Source organism: Ancylobacter sp. GW821-FHT10E12 (genome assembly GCF_058809335.1).
On the sequence record NZ_JBXASN010000015.1, the window covers coordinates 97,686 to 114,618 of the forward strand.

The window sequence follows — 16,933 nt, forward strand, 5'->3', positions numbered from 1 at the left end:
TCCGGCAAGCCAGTCAACGAGCGAGGGTTCCATGAACAGCAACGCGCCGGGCAACGATGCGGCCCTGAACATCGCCGGCATCAGCAAGACGTTCCTGCGCCCCGGCAAGCCGAGCGTGGAAGCCTTGCGCGACATCGACCTCACGGTGAAGGAAGGCGAGTTCCTCTCGATCGTCGGGGCGAGCGGCAGCGGCAAGTCGACCCTGCTGCGTATCGTCGACGGGCTGATGCCGGCGAGCGCCGGCAGGATCAGCGTCGGCGCAAGGACCGTCACGCGGCCCGGCCCCGACCGGGCCATGGTGTTCCAGAACGATTCGCTGCTGCCGTGGAAGACCGTGATCGAGAACGTCGCCTACGGGCTCGCCATCGGCGGCATGAAGCGGGCGGAGCGCGAGGCCATCGCCCGCCGCTTCATCGATCTCGCCGGCCTGAAGGGGTTCGAGCACCACTTCCCGCACCAGCTCTCCGGCGGCATGCGCCAGCGGGTGAACGTCGCGCGGGCGCTGGCGGTGAACCCGAAAATATTGCTGCTCGACGAGCCCTTCGCCTCGCTCGACGCCCAGACGCGCGAAATCATGCAGACCGAGCTGCTGAACATCTGGAGCGCCCAGAAGAAGACCGTCGTGCTGATCACGCACCAGATCGACGAGGCGGTGTTCCTGTCGGACAGGGTCGTGGTGTTCAGTGCGCGTCCCGGCCGGATTCGCGCCGATATCCCGATCCCGCTGCCCCGGCCCCGCGATCTGGAGGTGAAGCGAAGCATGGAGTTCGTCGGGCTGGTCGACGAGATCTGGCGGCTGATCGAACATGAAGTCAGGCTCGGCATGGAGTTGGCCTCCGACTGACGCGACGACGTCCGGCCCGCCGATTGCCGCTGGTCGGCACGAAGGAATGGCAGAAGCGCTGCGGGACGCATCGGTGCGTTACCGGTCTTCGCCGGTGACGTTCTCGTCCGGGCTGACTACGCGCGGGTCGGGCGCCGGATGTAAGCAACAAAACTTAACATCTCGAAACCCCGCTTCACATGGGATTGGCCACAAAGGGGATGGATAGTCGGTGCGAGAGGAAGATCGATGCGCAGCCCCGCCCCATTCGGATCCGGTGAGGTCCTGCTCTGCCTGCCGGACCAGAGAGCCTTGGCGATCCTGAGCCACGTGCTGACGTCGGCCGGCTTTTCGGTCACCAGCACCCGTGACGTGGTCGAACTGGAGGAAGCGCTCCCGCTCGGCGGCTATGTCGGCATCCTCACCGTCGCTGCCCTCATGGGTCCGATCACGGCACGGTCGGATCTGCCGCTGGTCGACATCTTCCCGTTCAGCCGCGGCTGGCTTGATTCCCAGGCGCGACCCGACCTCCTCGACGGGGAGGCGGTTCTGAAGCGCGTCCGCATCCTTCAGGAACATCGCTTGCGACGGCTGACGAGCGCCGCGTGATATGGGCTTAATGAGCCTCAACCGGGACGTCGGCCAGCGCGTCGCCGATGTCGCAAGTGCCGTCGATCCTACGGAGTGACCAGTCAATGATGGAGGCGGCAACAACGCCCGTTGAAGGCGCTCATCGCGTACCCGCATGCGTCCTCATCGTCGAGGATGATCGGGATATTGCGGCGATGCTCGTCGACCTTGTCACCGAGGCTGGGTTCTTCGCCTGCACCACTTTGTCCGGCCACGAGATGGATCGCTTGTTGAAGCGCCAGGCGTTCGATCTCATCGTCCTCGATGCGATGCTTCCCGGCGAGGACGGCTTCAGCATTTGCCGGCGACTGCGGGGTTCCGGGCCGATCCCCATCCTGATGCTCACGGCGTTGGGAGAGGATATCGATCGCGTGCTGGGCCTGGAGCTCGGTGCCGATGATTATGTCACGAAGCCCTTCAACTCCCGCGAGCTTCTGGCGCGAATCAAGGGACTTCTGAGGAGGGCCTCCTATGCCAGCCAGGCCGATGCGCGACATACGGTCATGACCTTCTCCGGCTGGCGGCTCGACCCCGTCGCCCGGAGCCTGCACGATCCCGATGGGGTCGAGATATCCATGACCACCGCCGAGTTCGATGTCCTGCTCGCCTTCTGCTCCAATCCCGGGCGGGTGATGACCCGTGAGCAGCTGCTTTCATTGACGCATGCCGGGACCGCCGGCCCGATCCAGCGCAGCATCGACGTCCATGTCAGCCGCGTCCGCCAGAAGATCGAGCCCAGCGCAAAGGAGCCGTCCTTGATCAAGACGGTTCGCCTGGGCGGCTATCTGTTCACCCCGACGGTCGACAAGGGATGATTCTCGGGCGCCTCGGCCTCGCCTCGATGCGCAAGCAGATCTTTCTGCTCGCCGTGCTGCCGATTTTCCTGCTCGCGACGTTTGCTGCCATACGGGCGTCGCTGCGGGAGACGGATCACCACCGCGTCGAATGGGCGAGTTACGTAGCAAGCAATATCCCGATCCTCGCCGAACAGATCCGCAACGCGACATCGCCCGAACAACTGGGCTCCGTGCTCAAGGCGGCGGCGCGAAGCGGTGTGGCGGCCGAACTGACGGAGCAGGGGCATGTCGACGAGTTCGACCTGAGATCGCGCTACATCGAAGAGCGCACGTTCAAGCAGCTCATCGCGAGATTGGTGGCCCTGAGCGAGGTTGGATCAGCGGACAGCGCGGCGGGTCAAGCTGCGTTGGCGGTGAGGATCGACGAAACCCGCTCGATCGTCGTCCGGCCGGAGATGCCGGCATTCTCATCGCGTCGAGACGGGCTGCTGTGGAGTCTGGGCATCACCTCTCTGGTGGTGCTCCCGGTGCTTCTTCTATCGTACTACCTCAGCTACCGCCTCACGCGGCCGCTGATTGATTTCGCGGCCGCCGCCCGCAGGATCAGCCTGGACGAGGAGTCGCAGGAGCCGTTCAGCGCCAGGGGCGCCCTGGAGATTCGTAGTCTCGGCGATTCCCTGAACGTCATGCGGGCCCGGATCAAGCGCATGATCGATCAGCGAACGAATCTGCTGCGATCGATCGGGCACGACCTGCGGACCCCGCTTACGCGGCTGCGGCTGCGGGCCGAGCGCTGCAGCGATGCGGAACTGCAGCGCTCGATGCTGCAGGACATCTCGGCGCTCACGGCGATGATCGACGAGAGCATGCGGTATTTGAGCAATAGGGAATCGGGGATGGAGCCGCCGCGCCGGGTCGATCTGTCGAGCCTGCTGCAGACGCTCTCCGCCGACTATGCCGATACCAATATCGCCGTATCCGTCGCCGGACCGCGACGCCTCGTCTGCAAATGCATGCCGCGCGCGCTCACGCGCGCCCTCTCCAACTTGATCGACAACGCATCGCGCTACGCAAGCCATATCGAGCTGGAGCTTTCTGAAGATGACAGCGGCGCTGTCGTAATCGACGTCCGCGACGACGGCCCCGGCCTCTCGGACGAACTCAAGAAACAGGCGCTCGAACCCTTCTTCAAGGCCGACACGGCGCGCACGCCCGGTCCGCGCAGCGGCGGAATCGGGCTTGGCCTGCCGATCGCCAACGGCATCGCGAAAGCGCATGGCGGCACGCTCGCCCTGCTCGACCGCAAGCCGCACGGCCTTGTCGCCCGCATCATCCTGCCGGCTGAGCTCAAAGAGCGGACCGCGAAGCCAACAGCGTAGCCGCCGTGCGGTTTCAGTGCAGATCCACAGCACGCGCGGGTATTCACGTAACATTTCTTAACATCAAAACAGCCACGAAAATATTTCGGCGCCTAGGCTGCACTCATCCAAAAGGGAGCTCTACAGCCCTTTTCAATGAGGAATGTCGCGTCGATGCGGAGCCGGATTTATTCAATGATTGCCATGAGCCTGATCCTGGCGGGGTGCCAGACCGCAGCTCCGAGCCATTATCAGGAACTGGCCTCGTCATCAGTGCTGCAGCCGAATTCGGGAGCGAACGCGAACCGCGTTCCATTCAACTATGCGGGCAACGTCAACTGGTCCGGCTATAGCAGCGCGATAGTGGAGCCGGTTGTCATCTATAGCGGCGCGGACAATCAGTTCGGCGATCTGTCGCAAGCGGACAGGAAAACACTCGCGGACTATATGTATGCGCAGTTCACGCAACAGCTGGCGACCCGCTTCACGCTGGCGAGCAAGCCGGCACCGCAGACCTTGCGCATCCGGCTGACATTGACGGGGGCGGCCAGGAACACTCCCGTCCTGGGCACCTTTTCACGCATCGACGTCGCCGGCCTCGTCTATAACGGCGTGCAGACGGCTCGCGACGGCGAGGGAAGCTTCACCGGATCCGTGATGTATGCGGTCGAGATCTACGACGCGCGTTCCAATCAGCTCCTCAGCGCCTTTGTCGGCAAGCAGTTCCCCAAGCCGTCCAATATCGGCGCGAGCATGGGGGACCTCGCCGCGGCGAAAGTCGGAATCGCCATGGGCGCCGAAGATCTCGTCGCGAGGCTCAAATAGCGTTCGTCCATTTCCGGGGGAACAGTGCGCATGTCGAGCGGAGCCGTGCGGCCAGGTGGATCGAGCTGCAGTGGCTTCTGGCAAGCGACTCCCGCTGCCCCGAACGAGTAGACCATCCGATAGCGGGGAAGTGGCGAACACTATCCCTCGCGCAAGGTTCCGTCGACCGACCTCAGAGGATGTGCCTGTTGCGCGGCACATGAAAGTGATCTGCCCGCGGGCAATCCTTCTGAGCATCGACGGAACCCGAGCTGCGGGCGTCCGCGTCATCCGCCCCCCATCGCGGCGCCCGCAGCTCACTCTTCCCGGCACATGGCTTCCATCACCCCATGGCACGATCTCGGGCGTATCGTCGACGAGCGCTGCCGCCGGTCGGCGCTTCACCAGCGGCTGTTTGTCCTGCAACGCGAATACCTTGTCGCCTCCGGCAATGCTGCGACCGCCACGAAGAAGGTGCAGGACCTGAGCATCGAGGAAGCGGCCGTCGCGGGAACGTGACAGCGCTTCCGCCCGATAGCCATGACGGCTTTCGCCTCCGTTTCCGGCCTACGGCCCCTCGTACCCGCCCTCGCATCATCGCGCTCGGAAACCGTTCGAGAGAGCGGCGGGGCGCGCCACGTACAACGCCCACCCGCCGCCTGCAACTCTCTCAGCCTTGGCCCTGGCTGCCACTCCTCTCGCCGTGGGCCCGATCGAGTCTCCAGCCTGGAGGACGGTCAGAAGCACCATGCCGAGACAGGACGTTGACGGCGCCGAAACATGGCAACCCAGGCCGTTTTCCATTAGGCTCGCCCGGTGCTCCGCGAGGGACAGGCGGTATGGGTTCAGCCTGCAGAACGATAGGTGCTTTGCGGCTTCGCTTGCCGGGGAGCAGGATAGGCCGTCCGACATCCGGTGCACCGAAGAGCGCTCACAGTCCGGCCGGCATTGGCCTAAGTCAGCTGTGGCCAGCCGTTGCCTTGCTGTTTCTGAGCGCCTTCGCGCTAAGTGGAACGATGCTTGCTGCGGATGAAGCTACGGAGCATGTCGCCATCGTCGCTCCTCCTTGGTACGGCGCCGGACAGACGATGGAACTGGTTGGCCGGGCAGGCGGAAGGGTCGTTGAAATGGGCAGCTTCGACAATATGGTGATCGCGATCCGCGACGAAGGAGCCGCGCAAACGACCTTTCTTGCGGCCCTGCATCGCGAAGGTGCCTGGCTGGCGCTCGATGCCGGCTCTCTACGAGGATGTGCTGTGCAATAAAGCGTATTTCCCACGCTGATAACTGGCGCGCCACCCGCCAAACATATAGCCCGACCAGCGCCCCAAGGCTCCTTCCGGGAAAACGCCATGATCGAAATCGACCGCTTGCGGGTTCGCTTCGGCTATCTGCTGCTCGTGCTGCTCTGGCTGCATGTGCCCGTAGCCATGGCCATCGCCCATGAAGTCGGGCGGGGGATGGTCGCTCCCGTGCTGATCGCGTCCGCACTGGCCGGGGCCTACACGCTCTCCTGGCTACGCTATGGCGCGGAGCCCGTGACCCGTTATGTCTCGGCGGTGGCGTTGATGGGCATGCCGTCATTGTTCGTGCTCCTGCTCGCCGGACACGGCTGGCAGATGGACCTGCACATGTATTTTTTCGCCTCGCTGGCCCTCATGATCGGCTGGTGCGACTGGCGAAGCATTCTCATGGCGGCTTTCGCGGTGGCGGTGCATCACCTTGCCCTGAACTACGTGTTTCCCGCCGCCATTTTCCCGACAGGGGAAGAGCTTTCGCGGGTGTGGTTGCATGCCGGCATCGTTGCATTTCAGACCGCAATCCTGGTCTGGATCTGCGAAATGCTCGTCAGCAGTTTCAATCGCGTCCAGACGATGAGCGAAGAGATCCTGCTCAGCAATGAAACGCTCGAGCAAAAGGTGGAGGACCGCACCCGCGAGGCGCAGTCGGCCAATGCTGCGAAGGGTCTCTTCCTGGCCAATATGAGCCACGAAATCCGCACGCCGATGAACGCCATCCTCGGCTTCACCCATTTGGCGCTGCGCGGCGAGCTTGCCCCCAAGCAGCGCGAATATCTCACCAAGATCAAGCAGGCCAGCACGGCATTGCTCGGCCTGATCAACGACATTCTCGATTTCTCGAAGATCGAAGCCGGCAAGCTGGTGCTCGAAAAGTCCAGCTTCGACATTCGCGAGGAACTGAAGGCCACGGTCGACATCGCGGCGCTCAAGGCAAGCGAGAAGGGCGTCGAGGTCAGCGTGGCCTTCGCCCCGAACGTGCCGGACATGGTGGCCGGGGATGCGCTCCGCCTCAACCAGATCATCCTCAATCTCGTCGGCAATGCGGTGAAGTTCACCGAGCGTGGAGCGGTGCGGGTCCGCGTTCGTCGCCTGCCCGACACCGCGCCTTCCGACGTCGTTCTGGAAATTGCGGTGCGCGATACCGGCATCGGCATGGATGCCGAGCAGCAGGCGCATCTTTTCCGCTCCTTCGCCCAGGCCGACAGTTCGACCACGCGCAAGTTCGGTGGCACCGGGCTCGGTCTCGCCATCACCAAGCAACTCGTCGAACTGATGGGCGGCTCGATCAGCGTGCAGAGCACGCAGGGGGCGGGCAGCGTCTTCACCGTTGTCGTGCGCCTCGAGGAAGGGTTCGCCCGGCCCGTCAAGGCACTCGTCCTCCCCACGAGCCTGCTTGGCCTTCGTGTGCTGATCGTCGACGACAATCCGGGGGCTCGGGAAATCCTGCACGCCATCTTCGCGAGCTGGTCGCTGGACGCCGATGTCGCAGCGTCTGCCCAGGAAGCACAGGCGGCGCTGGAAGAAGCCGCCACGCAGGGGACGCCCTACGATCTGCTGCTGGTGGACTGGAAGATGCCGACCATGAATGGGGTCGATCTGGTGCGCAATCTGGAGGGCAGCCCCAATCTCACCCAATTGCCCGTCGCGCTCATGGTCAGCGCCTATGCGCGCGAGGACGCGATGGCGGCGGCGCAGAACGCCGATATCGCCGCCTTTCTGGTCAAGCCGATCGATGCCGGCACGCTGCTGGACACGATCGTCGATCTGTTCAAGCCGAAGGGCGAAGCGGTGGCGCCTGCCGAGCCTGCCGGTTCCAACGAGCCCGGCCAGGTGCCGGTCGTATCCGCGGCGGTGCGCGGAGCACGGGTGCTCCTGGTCGAGGACAATGAGATCAACAGCGAGGTCGCCTTCGAGATTCTCACCGATAGCGGCCTACTGGTGGAGCTGGCGGGCAATGGCCGCATCGCGTGCGACATGGTGCTCAAGGAGGGGCGGCACTATCATGCCGTACTGATGGACGTGCAGATGCCGGAGATGGACGGTCTCGAAGCGACGCGATGCATTCGCCAGACCATCTCGTCCGCGCAATTGCCGATCATCGCCATGACCGCTCATGCTTATGAGCGCGAGCGCCAGGCCTGTCTCGCGGCCGGAATGGACGATCACATCGCCAAGCCTGTCGATCCGCAGCGCCTGATCGACACCGTCGACAGCTGGATAGGCCGGCGCCGCGACGGTGCTCGGGGAACGGGCGGTGCGCCGACGGAAGCGCAGCCGCAAGCGCCCGCCAGGGCGCCGGCGGAGGCGAGCCGCATATTGGCGACCGAACTGCCCGACACGCTGCCGCCGTTCGATATTGCGGCCGCCCTTGCCCGCGTGAATGGAAAGCGCCCGCTGCTGCTGAAGCTTGTGGTCGGCTTCGGCGAGAAATATGCGGACACGGCAGCGACACTGCGCGAGCAGATCGCCGCCGGGCAATTCGACGAGGCACGGCGGCTGGCGCATACGGTCAAGGGCGTGGCCGGCTCGCTTGAACTGCGTCATGTCCTCGAGGCTTCGCGCCAGTTGGAGGACGCTCTGGCTCACCGCGAGACGGACAAGCTGGATCCGCTGGTGGCGCGTTTCGACGAGGTCCTGCAACCCGCTCTGGCCGCCTCCAGGTCGCTGAGGCCTCACGACGAAACACGCCCGGCAAATATCTCGCCCTCGACCTCGGTCGCGATTTCGATCGACACGAATGCCCGAGAACTGCTTTCCACTCTGATGGTCCAGCTTGAACGCCGAAGCATGGGCGCGCGAAAAACCTTCGAGAAGTTGGAACGCAGCGTCGAAGGCGGCCACGCACTGCTGGAGCCGCTGAAGATGGCGGTCGCCCGCCTTGATTTCAGCGAGGCGCTGGTACTGGGGCGCCGGCTGACCGAACAGACGAAGAGTGAGGAGGGTCTATCTTGAACGAGCGCCAATCGGTGCTGATCGTCGACGACGAGGTCTCGAACATCGAAATCCTCTCGGCGGCGTTGGAGGACGACTACGATATCTATTTCGCGATATCTGGCGAGGAGGCACTCGGCATTGCTCGCACAAATCTCCCGGATCTGATCCTGCTCGACGTGCTGATGCCGGGCACTGACGGCTATGAGGTCTGCAGCATCCTAAAGGCCGATCCGTATATCGGCGATGTTCCCATCATCTTCACCACGGCGCTCGGCGATCGCGATGCGGAGCTTCGCGGGCTGGGCCTCGGCGCCATCGACTATATCACCAAGCCGATCAGTCCGGTTTCAGTGCGCGCGCGCGTGCGCAACCATCTCGACATGAAGCGTATGCGCGACCAACTCGCGGAGATGGCGGTGACCGACGCACTTACAGGCCTCGGTAATCGCCGTCGTCTGGAGGCTACTCTTGATCGGGAGACCCGGAGGCTGTCCTCCAGCTCGGCGTTGCTGTCGCTCATCTTCGTGGATATCGATTTCTTCAAGCGCTATAATGACTCGTACGGCCATACTGCCGGGGATCGCTGCCTGTCGATGGTGGCGGCGGCGCTGAAGCGGGCAATGAGCCGCACAATAGATGTTGCTGCCCGGTTCGGGGGCGAGGAGTTTGCCTGCGTGCTTCCTGAGTGCGGTCATGCCGAAGCGATGGAGGTCGCGCACCAGATCCATCAGCGCGTGCAGTTGCTCAATATTCCGCACGAATCATCGGAGGCCGCAGCTTTCGTGACTGTCAGCATCGGAGTCGCTACCGCGCCCTGCATCGTGGGCGCTTCCCCCGAGACATGGGTGCGCGCAGCGGACAAGCAGCTTTATCTCGCCAAATCTGCCGGAAGAAATCAGGTGATCGGGACGCAATTCAACGTGGAGATACAAGCGGACGCCGTCTCCAAGTTTTGAGGGGTGATCCGATTTTTGGCCGAAGTTTATTTCGAGAAGAGTGCTTAGGAAGATCCGCTGTTAAGCGGTTGGAAAGGTTAAGGGCACGGTCGCATGACCGAAGGCGTCCTGCAGCACCAATAACCCGCAGGATTCATGCTCTCCTGAGCGCGTCAGCGGAATCTTCGAGAATGCGGTCGGCCTTCGCAAGACGTTGCCGAATGTTCTCGACCATCTCGATATCCGCCGCCAGCCGCCGCCGTCGGCGCGACACCATCTCCCGCACCTTGTGTGGCGCCGGCCCGCCGCTGACGCTCCGCGCCACGACGTTGTCGTGCGGATCGAGCGCGCGGCGGACGACGTCGTCTTGCACCACGCAGGGAACGCCGAACAGGACCTGGCTTGCCCGTGTGATGTCCTGCGTGGTCAGCTCGGGGGCCGTGCGCCCGCTCCCCAGCGCGTCGCGCACCATCCATCCGACTATATTGTGCGCCTTGCGGAAGGACAGTCCGGTCTCCCGGACGATGACGTCGGCAAGTTCGGTTGCCGTGCCGAAGCCGACTTTGGCAGAGCGGAGCATCGCTTCAGGATTGGCGGCAAAGGTCTCGATCACGCCCTTGGCGACCACCAGGGCGAGCGTCGTCCGCTCGACCGCATCGATCGTCACGGCGTTAAGCGAGGTTACACCATCGTTTACATCGGCGAAATGCGTGTTCTTGCTGCAGGAAAGCACCGTGGTCAGCGCGCCCGTCACATAGGCCGCGGCGGCCTTGATGTATTCGAGCCCCTGCGGGTTCTTCTTCTGCGGCATGATGCTGCTGACGCTGGAGAAGGCGTCGCTCAGCTCGATGAACCCGTATTCGAGCGTGTTCCATTCCTGCAGGTCCGTTGCCAGACGCGACAGGCCGGTCATCAGGATCGCCAGCGCGGCCACCGCCTCATGTGCGTCGTCGCGCGAGGAAACGGCGTCGTAGGCGACCTCCATGAGGCGCGGAAAGCCGAGCAGATCGGCAGTATAATCGCGGTCGATCGGAAACGCCGTCGTGGTCAGCGCCCCGGCACCGAGCGGGCAGCGATTGCAGCGGTCGAGCGCGCCGGCAAGGCGCTCGGCATCGCGTTCCAGCACATCCGCATAAGCGAGGAAATAATAGCCGAGCGAGATCGGCTGGGCATGCTGGGTATGAGTATAGCCCGGCATTATGGTGTCGGCGTGCCCGGTCGCGAGCGACAGGCAGGCCTCGCGCAGCCCGGACAGCCCGTCCGCCAGAGCGAGCAGCCGGCGGCGCAGCACCATGCGCCAGGCGGTGATGTTGAGGTCGTTGCGACTGCGCGCCGTGTGCAGGCGTCCCCCGACATCGGGGCCGAGCCTTGAGACGATGTAGCGCTCCGAATAGGAGTAGAGATCCTCCTGCAGGTAATCGATATCGAGCACTTCCGGCCCGGCGGCCTGAAGTTCGGCCACCACCTCGAACGTGGCGGCGATATCCCGTCCGGAGACGATGCCCTGGCGCGCCAGCATCAGGCCATGCGCGAAATGAATGCGCATCTCCTCGGGAAAGAGATGTTTCGCGCCATACGCTATCGCTGGCTTGTAGTACGCCTCGACCAATGCCGTCGCGGGCGGCAGCGTCACACGCTCCCGAAGCGAGACTTTCTCGTCACTCATAAGTCTTCCTCACTTCCGCGCATCGGCGCGTCTACTGGTCGACGACCGAGCCGTCCACGCCGAGGCGGGTCTTCAATTCGCGGGGCCGGTAGGGAAATTTCTCGACGGCGTCCGGATGGAGCGACAGGCCGAGCCCCGGTGCGTCGCTGATCTCGAGAAAGCCGGCCCCGTCATGGCGCGGCGCCCCGCTCACCAGCGCATCGAAATCGGGACGCTGCTGCTGGTCGCTCCACGTATCGGCCGGGAACTCCTGCAGCACGAAGGTCGGCGCGATTGCCGCGATCTGCAGGCAGGCGACCGTCGAGACCACGCTCAAAGGATTATGCGGCACGACGCCGATATGCGACGCCTCCGCCAGCGCCGCGATCTTCCGCGCCCCCGATATGCCGCCGACCATGCACACGTCTGGCCGCACCAGTTGAACGGCCTGGCGCGCGATCAGCATCTGGAATTCCCACAGCGAGGTAAGGCGCTCGCCGGTGGCGATGGGTATGCCGACCTTGCCGGCGACATAGGCCATCTCGTCGAGATTGTCGGGCGTGACAGGGTCTTCCAGGAACAAGGGACGATAGGGCTCGATATCGCGACCGAACTGTACCGCCTCGTAGGGCGTCATGCGCCGGTGATGTCGGCCCGGCCCGGTCGCATCGTGGCGACTTTTGAGAACAAGGCCGCGCGGCCGCGCCGCTTCGACAGCCTTGCTTCAATGGAACTGAGCGAACTTGCCTCGAATATCCGCAAGTGCCTCGATCAAGCATGTGTATCGTGAGGGTGTCATGGCCATGGCAAATGAGAAATCACTCACGCTTCCTTCTCACCAGCGCGGGATTGGCGCGATGAGCGGCATGAAAAGATCCCTGGCGACGGGCAAGCGCGTTTTGGAGCCGCTTGGCTATTTCATTGTTCTGGTGGCGCTTTGGGAAGCTATTATTCGCTTCTTCGCCGTACCGCTCTATCTCTTTCCGGCTCCATCCGAGGTGTTCAAGGCGTTGTGGCTCGGCGTTTCGTCAGGCGTCTATCTGACGAATCTTGCCGTCACCATGACCGAGGTGATCGCAGGCTTTGCGCTCGGCGCGCTGGCAGGCCTCCTGCTCGGCATAGGCATCGTCACCATTCCTGTGCTCGAACGCATCCTCTACCCCTACGTGGTTGCTCTGCAGACGGTGCCCAAGGTCGCGATCGCGCCCCTCATGATCGTCTGGTTCGGCTTCGGCCTCCAGTCGAAGATCTTCATCGTGGCGATGAGTTGCATGTTCCCGGTGCTCATCAACACGATCGCCGGCATGCGCGCCACGGATTCCGACCGCATCTCCCTGGTTCGGGCGATGTGCGGCAGCGAGCTTCAGGTGCTGCGCTATATCCGCCTGCCGAGTGCTCTCCCCTATATTTTCGCGGGCCTCAACACCGCCATCGTCCTCGCCGTCATCAGCGCCATCGTCGGCGAGTTCGTCGGCGCGCGTGCCGGCATCGGGGTGCTGATCCTCCAGGCGAACTTCGCCCTGGATCTTGCCAGCGTGTTCGCACTGCTCGTCCTGCTCTCCTCGACGGGCGTCGCCCTCAATCTCGGCTTTCGCTATCTGGAAAGAAGGGTCTGCTTCTGGAGCGGCAAATCGACGAAGTGAACGCCATGCGGACGGCCTTCATCACCGGGGCGCGGATCGGGCTCGGCGAGGAATTCACGCGACAATATCGGGACGATGGCTGGCAGGTGATCGCCCCGACTCGGGCAGAGTTCGATGTCACGGACCGCAAATCCATCGATTCCTTCGTCAGGGATCTCGGCGGCGCGCCCATCGATCTATTGATCAACAATGCCGGCGTGCGGATGGTGGATCCATCCGCGTGCAAGCTCGGCGCCTTCACGCTGGAAGGCTGGCTGCCCACATTCGCCGTCAACACGGTAGGCCCTGCCTTGGTGACACAGGCATTGCTGTCGAACCTGATGCGAGGCGCCGGCAAGAAGATCGTCACCTTGTCGAGCCGCCTCGGCTCGATCGATGCCGGCAATGGCACCAATTCCGGCGGTGGTGGCAGCAGCTATTATGCCTATCGGGCGTCAAAGACCGCCGTGCATCAGGTCAACAAGTGCCTGAGCGTCGATCTCGGGCCGCTGGGCTTCGTCTGCGTGCTCTTGAATCCGGGGTGGGTACGGACCGGCATGGGCGGCGAACAAGCACGGCTCAGCCCGAGCGAAAGCGTTGCGAACATGAGAGCCGTTATCGAGCAGTTGCTCCCGGAGCAGAACGGCAAGTTCGTGGATTGCGACGGGACGATCCTTCCCTGGTAGCGCCAGATTTCGGGTGGCCGAAGGGGAAGCGGGATTTTTCTGGAGCTTTTTGGAGATGACCTGAGCCCCTGATCTTCCTCCAGGTTTGAGTAGAGCCCGTCGATCACGGAGAGCCGTTCGAAAGGCAGGAAGTACGCGGATGCACCCGAAGAAGACATTGCTGAGCCTATCTCACTCCTTCAGTTGGTTGAGCGTCGGCCCAGGGGCCGGCTAAAGAACAACCAAAAAACGCCATCGCCATCGTTCTCGGCGACAGATATCGTTTGCCCGACTCCGCTTCGGGGTTGCGGGGCGTATCATGAAAATTCGGTCGGTTGCACACGGCGTGTCGCGGGCGCGCGCGCGCAAATTCGTCGCTATTGGTTTCGGTATCGGCGGCTTTGCGCAGTTGGCACAGGCAGATCCCACCACCTATCAGACGCTGAACTTTGGCGAGAACGCGACGTTCCTCACCGGCATCCGGGGCGACAACATCGTCGGCAACTACACTATTCCCGGCACCACCGAGACCGGCGGCCTCTATTACAACATGACGACCCAAGAATGGTTGCCGTTCCCGGAGGCGACTGCGGACGGGGCGAATCTGCCCGGTGCCATCGGCTCCTCACCCTATGGCCCGAACTTCGGCACTCTCGACGGCATCCTGCGCGTCGTCGGCAGCTACCAGACCGAGGCGTCGGCGCCCTATGATCTCAGCTATCTCTATGACGGTGCCGCCGCGCCCGGGCAGCAGATCACGACCCTGACCTATCCCGGCCAGGACACGCTCTACACCATCGCCCACAGCACGTTCGGCAATCAGGTGGTCGGCAATTACGACACCCAGCTCGCGACCGGCAACGCCTTCATCTACGACATCAATACCGGCACCTACACCACCAACAACATCCCCGGCGCCATCAGCACCACCGCCTATGGCATCTATGGCGACAAGATCGCCGGCGGGTACGGAGAGGTGATGGTCGATGGCGTCCTCCATGCCGAGCACGGCTATATCTACGACCAGACCACCGACACCTATGTCACCTATGACCATCCCGGCGCGGTCGCCACGCATTTCGAGGGCATAACCGGCGCCGGCCGGTCCGGGGAATACAACCTCGTCGCCAACTGGGTTTCCGCCGACGGCGTCGTGCATCCGGCGGTGATGCATGTCGACGCCCTCGGCGTCGTGACCTGGTACGAAATCGAGATCCCCGGCGCGGTGGTGTCGTCCAACTCCGCCTATGGCGACAATGTCGTCGGCATCTATGTCGACGATACCGGCATCAACGGCTATCTCGCCACCATTCCGGGCCTCTACAACCCGATCCGCAACACTGGCGCGCTGACGTCAAGCGCCGTCAATGAAGCCGCCCTTTCCGGCCGCCAGGGCGACGACATCATCAACAGCGGCACCATCCAGGTCAGCGGCAATGGCGGCATCGGCATGCGCGGCGAGACTTACGGCGTGTTGACCAATTCTGGCACCATTACCGCGACCGGGATCGCCGGCGCGGCGGTGGAAATGCACGGCGAGTACGGCACCCTGCTGAACACCGGCACTTTGCAAACCGCTTATGTCGCCGACGCCCTGCGCACCGGTCTCGACGCCTTCGGAACCATGATCGTGAACACCGGCATCATCGACGGCCGGATCGCCGCGACGGCAGGGCTGGAAAAGCGGTTCGAGAACAGCGGCTGGCTCGGCGTCAGCGGCACGGGCGAGTCGGTCACCCACCTCTTCAGCGGCACCTTCGTGCAGACCTCGGTCGGCACCTTCGCCGTCCGGATGGCGGATGATGGCCGCAATGATGCGCTGTACGTGACCGGCACGGTGCGGCTCGACGGTGCGCTGGAGGCCAATTTCCAGACCACGAACTTCGCACAGAGCTATACGATCCTCGGCGCAACCCAGGGCATCACCGGCACGTTCGAAACGGCCACCGCGACCGACCTACCCGCGCTGTTCGAGGCGACCCTCGCCTATGACCCGACCACGGTGACCTTGAACCTTGCCGCCGATCTCGCCGGCCTGCCGAACATCACGCCGAACCAGCGCGCCGTCGGCGGCGCGATCGACGGCATCATCAACGCCACGACCGGCAACATGTTGACGACCCTGCCGGACGCGCTGAGCCCGCTCTACGACGTTTCCGCGGCCGATCTGCCCGGCGCGCTGAGCGCCCTGTCGGGCGAAGCCTATGCCAGCCAGCAGACGGTGCTGCTCGGCGACAGCCTTTACAGCCGGCAGGCCGTGCTCGATCGCCTGCGGCAGGGGGCCTATAGGGGCGTGGCCGGCCCGATGGCCTCCCTGGCCCAGGGCGGTCCGGCGCTCGCCTATGCTGCGCCCACCACACCCGCCGTACCGTTCCCGACCAAGGCGCCGGCGGCGGCGCTCGAGCCCGCCTTCAACGGCACGATCTGGGCGCAGGTCTATGGCGGCTGGAGCGACTATGACGGCGGCTCCAGCACCGCCAGCGTGGACGCCTCCATCGGTGGAATCGTGTCCGGCGCCGACATGAAGTTCGGCGATTGGCTGGTCGGCGCAGCGTTGGGCTATTCCCAGTCCAGCGCCGATTTCGACGCGCTGGCAAGTTCAAGCGATGTCGACAGCGTGCTCCTGGCGCTCTATGCCGGCACCAGCTCCGGCCCGTGGAACCTGCGCCTCGGCGCCAGCTACGCCTTCAACCAGATCGATGCCGAGCGCATGATCGCCTATTCCGGCTATGCCGAACAGGCGAATGCGGACTATGACGGCGGCACCGCGCAGGTGTTTGCGGAAGTCGGCTATGGCTTCGCCCTTCAGGCACTCGCTCTCGAGCCTTTTGCCGGCCTCGCCTATGTCCATGTAGATGCCGACAGCTTCACCGAGACCGGTGCCTCTGCCGGCCTGACGGGCTCCGCGAGCTCAATGGGTGTCGGCTATTCCACGCTGGGCCTGCGCGTGGCGACGACCATGGAGCTTTCCGGTGGCATGGCACTGGAGCCTCACGCGTCGCTCGCCTGGCAATATGCCTTTGGCGACATCACGCCCGAGACGCAGATGTCCTTCCTCAGCGTGCCGGGTTCGAACTTCACGGTCGCCGGCGTGCCGCTCGCCGAGAACACCGCCCTGGTCGAGGTCGGCGCGGATCTGCGCATCAGCGAACAGGCGCGGTTTGGCCTGTCCTACATCGGCCAGTTCGCCGACACCGTCACCGTGAACGCCGTGCAGGCAAATATGACGTGGCGCTTCTAGTCGATTGGCTCTGGAGCTCGGGACCTTCGGTTCCGGGCCGTGAGAATATCGGCTTTCAGAATACCCGCTGCGTCGCAGACCCGGCCAAGGGACACGCCCTTGGGGCTTGGCTTCGGCCCCGACAATGCGGCCGGTATTGAACGCAGGTGCATGAAGAAGCCGCGTGATTGCTGGGATG

14 protein-coding genes are annotated in these 16,933 nt (G+C 63.7%); 12 read left to right on the forward strand and 2 right to left on the reverse strand.

Annotated features, from left to right (window positions below):
• The first annotated feature begins 31 nt into the window (after window positions 1–31).
• From AC1RU4_RS19510 to AC1RU4_RS19550, 9 genes are all read left to right on the forward strand, one after another.
• Complete coding sequence (locus AC1RU4_RS19510; protein ID WP_492892791.1) at window positions 32–844, forward strand: ABC transporter ATP-binding protein; 813 nt, start codon at window positions 32–34, stop codon at window positions 842–844.
• Window positions 845–1,072: 228 nt separating this feature from the next.
• Entirely contained in the window at window positions 1,073–1,432 is a 360-nt protein-coding gene (locus AC1RU4_RS19515) for a hypothetical protein (RefSeq protein ID WP_492892792.1), read from the forward strand.
• A gap of 86 nt (window positions 1,433–1,518) precedes the next feature.
• Entirely contained in the window at window positions 1,519–2,268 is a 750-nt protein-coding gene (locus AC1RU4_RS19520; RefSeq protein WP_492892793.1) for a response regulator, read from the forward strand.
• Window positions 2,265–3,629 carry an ATP-binding protein gene (locus tag AC1RU4_RS19525; RefSeq protein WP_492892794.1) on the forward strand — a complete coding sequence of 455 codons (1,365 nt, stop codon included), beginning with the start codon at window positions 2,265–2,267 and terminating at the stop codon, window positions 3,627–3,629. The genes AC1RU4_RS19520 and AC1RU4_RS19525 overlap by 4 nt, the downstream gene beginning before the upstream one ends.
• Before the next feature lie 174 nt (window positions 3,630–3,803).
• A complete protein-coding gene (locus AC1RU4_RS19530; RefSeq protein ID WP_492892795.1) occupies window positions 3,804–4,433 on the forward strand; it encodes a DUF3313 domain-containing protein in 630 nt (209 codons plus the stop codon).
• A 312-nt stretch (window positions 4,434–4,745) separates the two neighbouring features.
• The gene (locus AC1RU4_RS19535; RefSeq protein ID WP_492892796.1) at window positions 4,746–4,931 is read left to right on the forward strand and encodes a hypothetical protein; all 186 of its coding nucleotides are present in this window, start codon (window positions 4,746–4,748) and stop codon (window positions 4,929–4,931) included.
• 461 nt (window positions 4,932–5,392) lie between these two features.
• Window positions 5,393–5,677: a hypothetical protein gene (locus tag AC1RU4_RS19540; protein WP_492892797.1), complete on the forward strand. Its 285-nt coding sequence runs from the start codon at window positions 5,393–5,395 to the stop codon at window positions 5,675–5,677.
• An 87-nt stretch (window positions 5,678–5,764) separates the two neighbouring features.
• Entirely contained in the window at window positions 5,765–8,665 is a 2,901-nt protein-coding gene (locus AC1RU4_RS19545; RefSeq protein WP_492892798.1) for a hybrid sensor histidine kinase/response regulator, read from the forward strand.
• Entirely contained in the window at window positions 8,662–9,603 is a 942-nt protein-coding gene (locus AC1RU4_RS19550; protein ID WP_492892799.1) for a diguanylate cyclase, read from the forward strand. Before AC1RU4_RS19545 ends, AC1RU4_RS19550 begins: the two co-directional genes overlap by 4 nt.
• 133 nt (window positions 9,604–9,736) lie before the next feature.
• Here the strand turns inward: AC1RU4_RS19550 and argH are convergent, their stop codons facing one another.
• Together argH and AC1RU4_RS19560 are read right to left on the reverse strand one after the other, a co-directional pair.
• Entirely contained in the window at window positions 9,737–11,248 is a 1,512-nt protein-coding gene (argH, locus tag AC1RU4_RS19555; RefSeq protein WP_492892800.1) for an argininosuccinate lyase, read from the reverse strand.
• A 31-nt stretch (window positions 11,249–11,279) separates the two neighbouring features.
• Window positions 11,280–11,864 carry an enolase C-terminal domain-like protein gene (locus tag AC1RU4_RS19560; protein WP_492892801.1) on the reverse strand — a complete coding sequence of 195 codons (585 nt, stop codon included), beginning with the start codon at window positions 11,862–11,864 and terminating at the stop codon, window positions 11,280–11,282.
• 160 nt (window positions 11,865–12,024) lie between these two features.
• On the opposite strand from AC1RU4_RS19560, the gene AC1RU4_RS19565 reads away from it, so the two are divergent.
• The 3 genes from AC1RU4_RS19565 (at window position 12,025) to AC1RU4_RS19575 (ending at window position 16,755) form a co-directional block, all read left to right on the forward strand.
• Window positions 12,025–12,870, forward strand: a complete 846-nt coding sequence (locus AC1RU4_RS19565) for an ABC transporter permease (protein WP_492892802.1) — start codon at window positions 12,025–12,027, stop codon at window positions 12,868–12,870.
• Between the two features lie 5 nt (window positions 12,871–12,875).
• Window positions 12,876–13,535, forward strand: coding sequence for an SDR family oxidoreductase (locus AC1RU4_RS19570; protein ID WP_492892803.1), 660 nt, complete (start codon window positions 12,876–12,878; stop codon window positions 13,533–13,535).
• 298 nt (window positions 13,536–13,833) lie between these two features.
• Window positions 13,834–16,755, forward strand: coding sequence for an autotransporter family protein (locus tag AC1RU4_RS19575; RefSeq protein ID WP_492892804.1), 2,922 nt, complete (start codon window positions 13,834–13,836; stop codon window positions 16,753–16,755).
• Window positions 16,756–16,933: the final 178 nt, after the last annotated feature.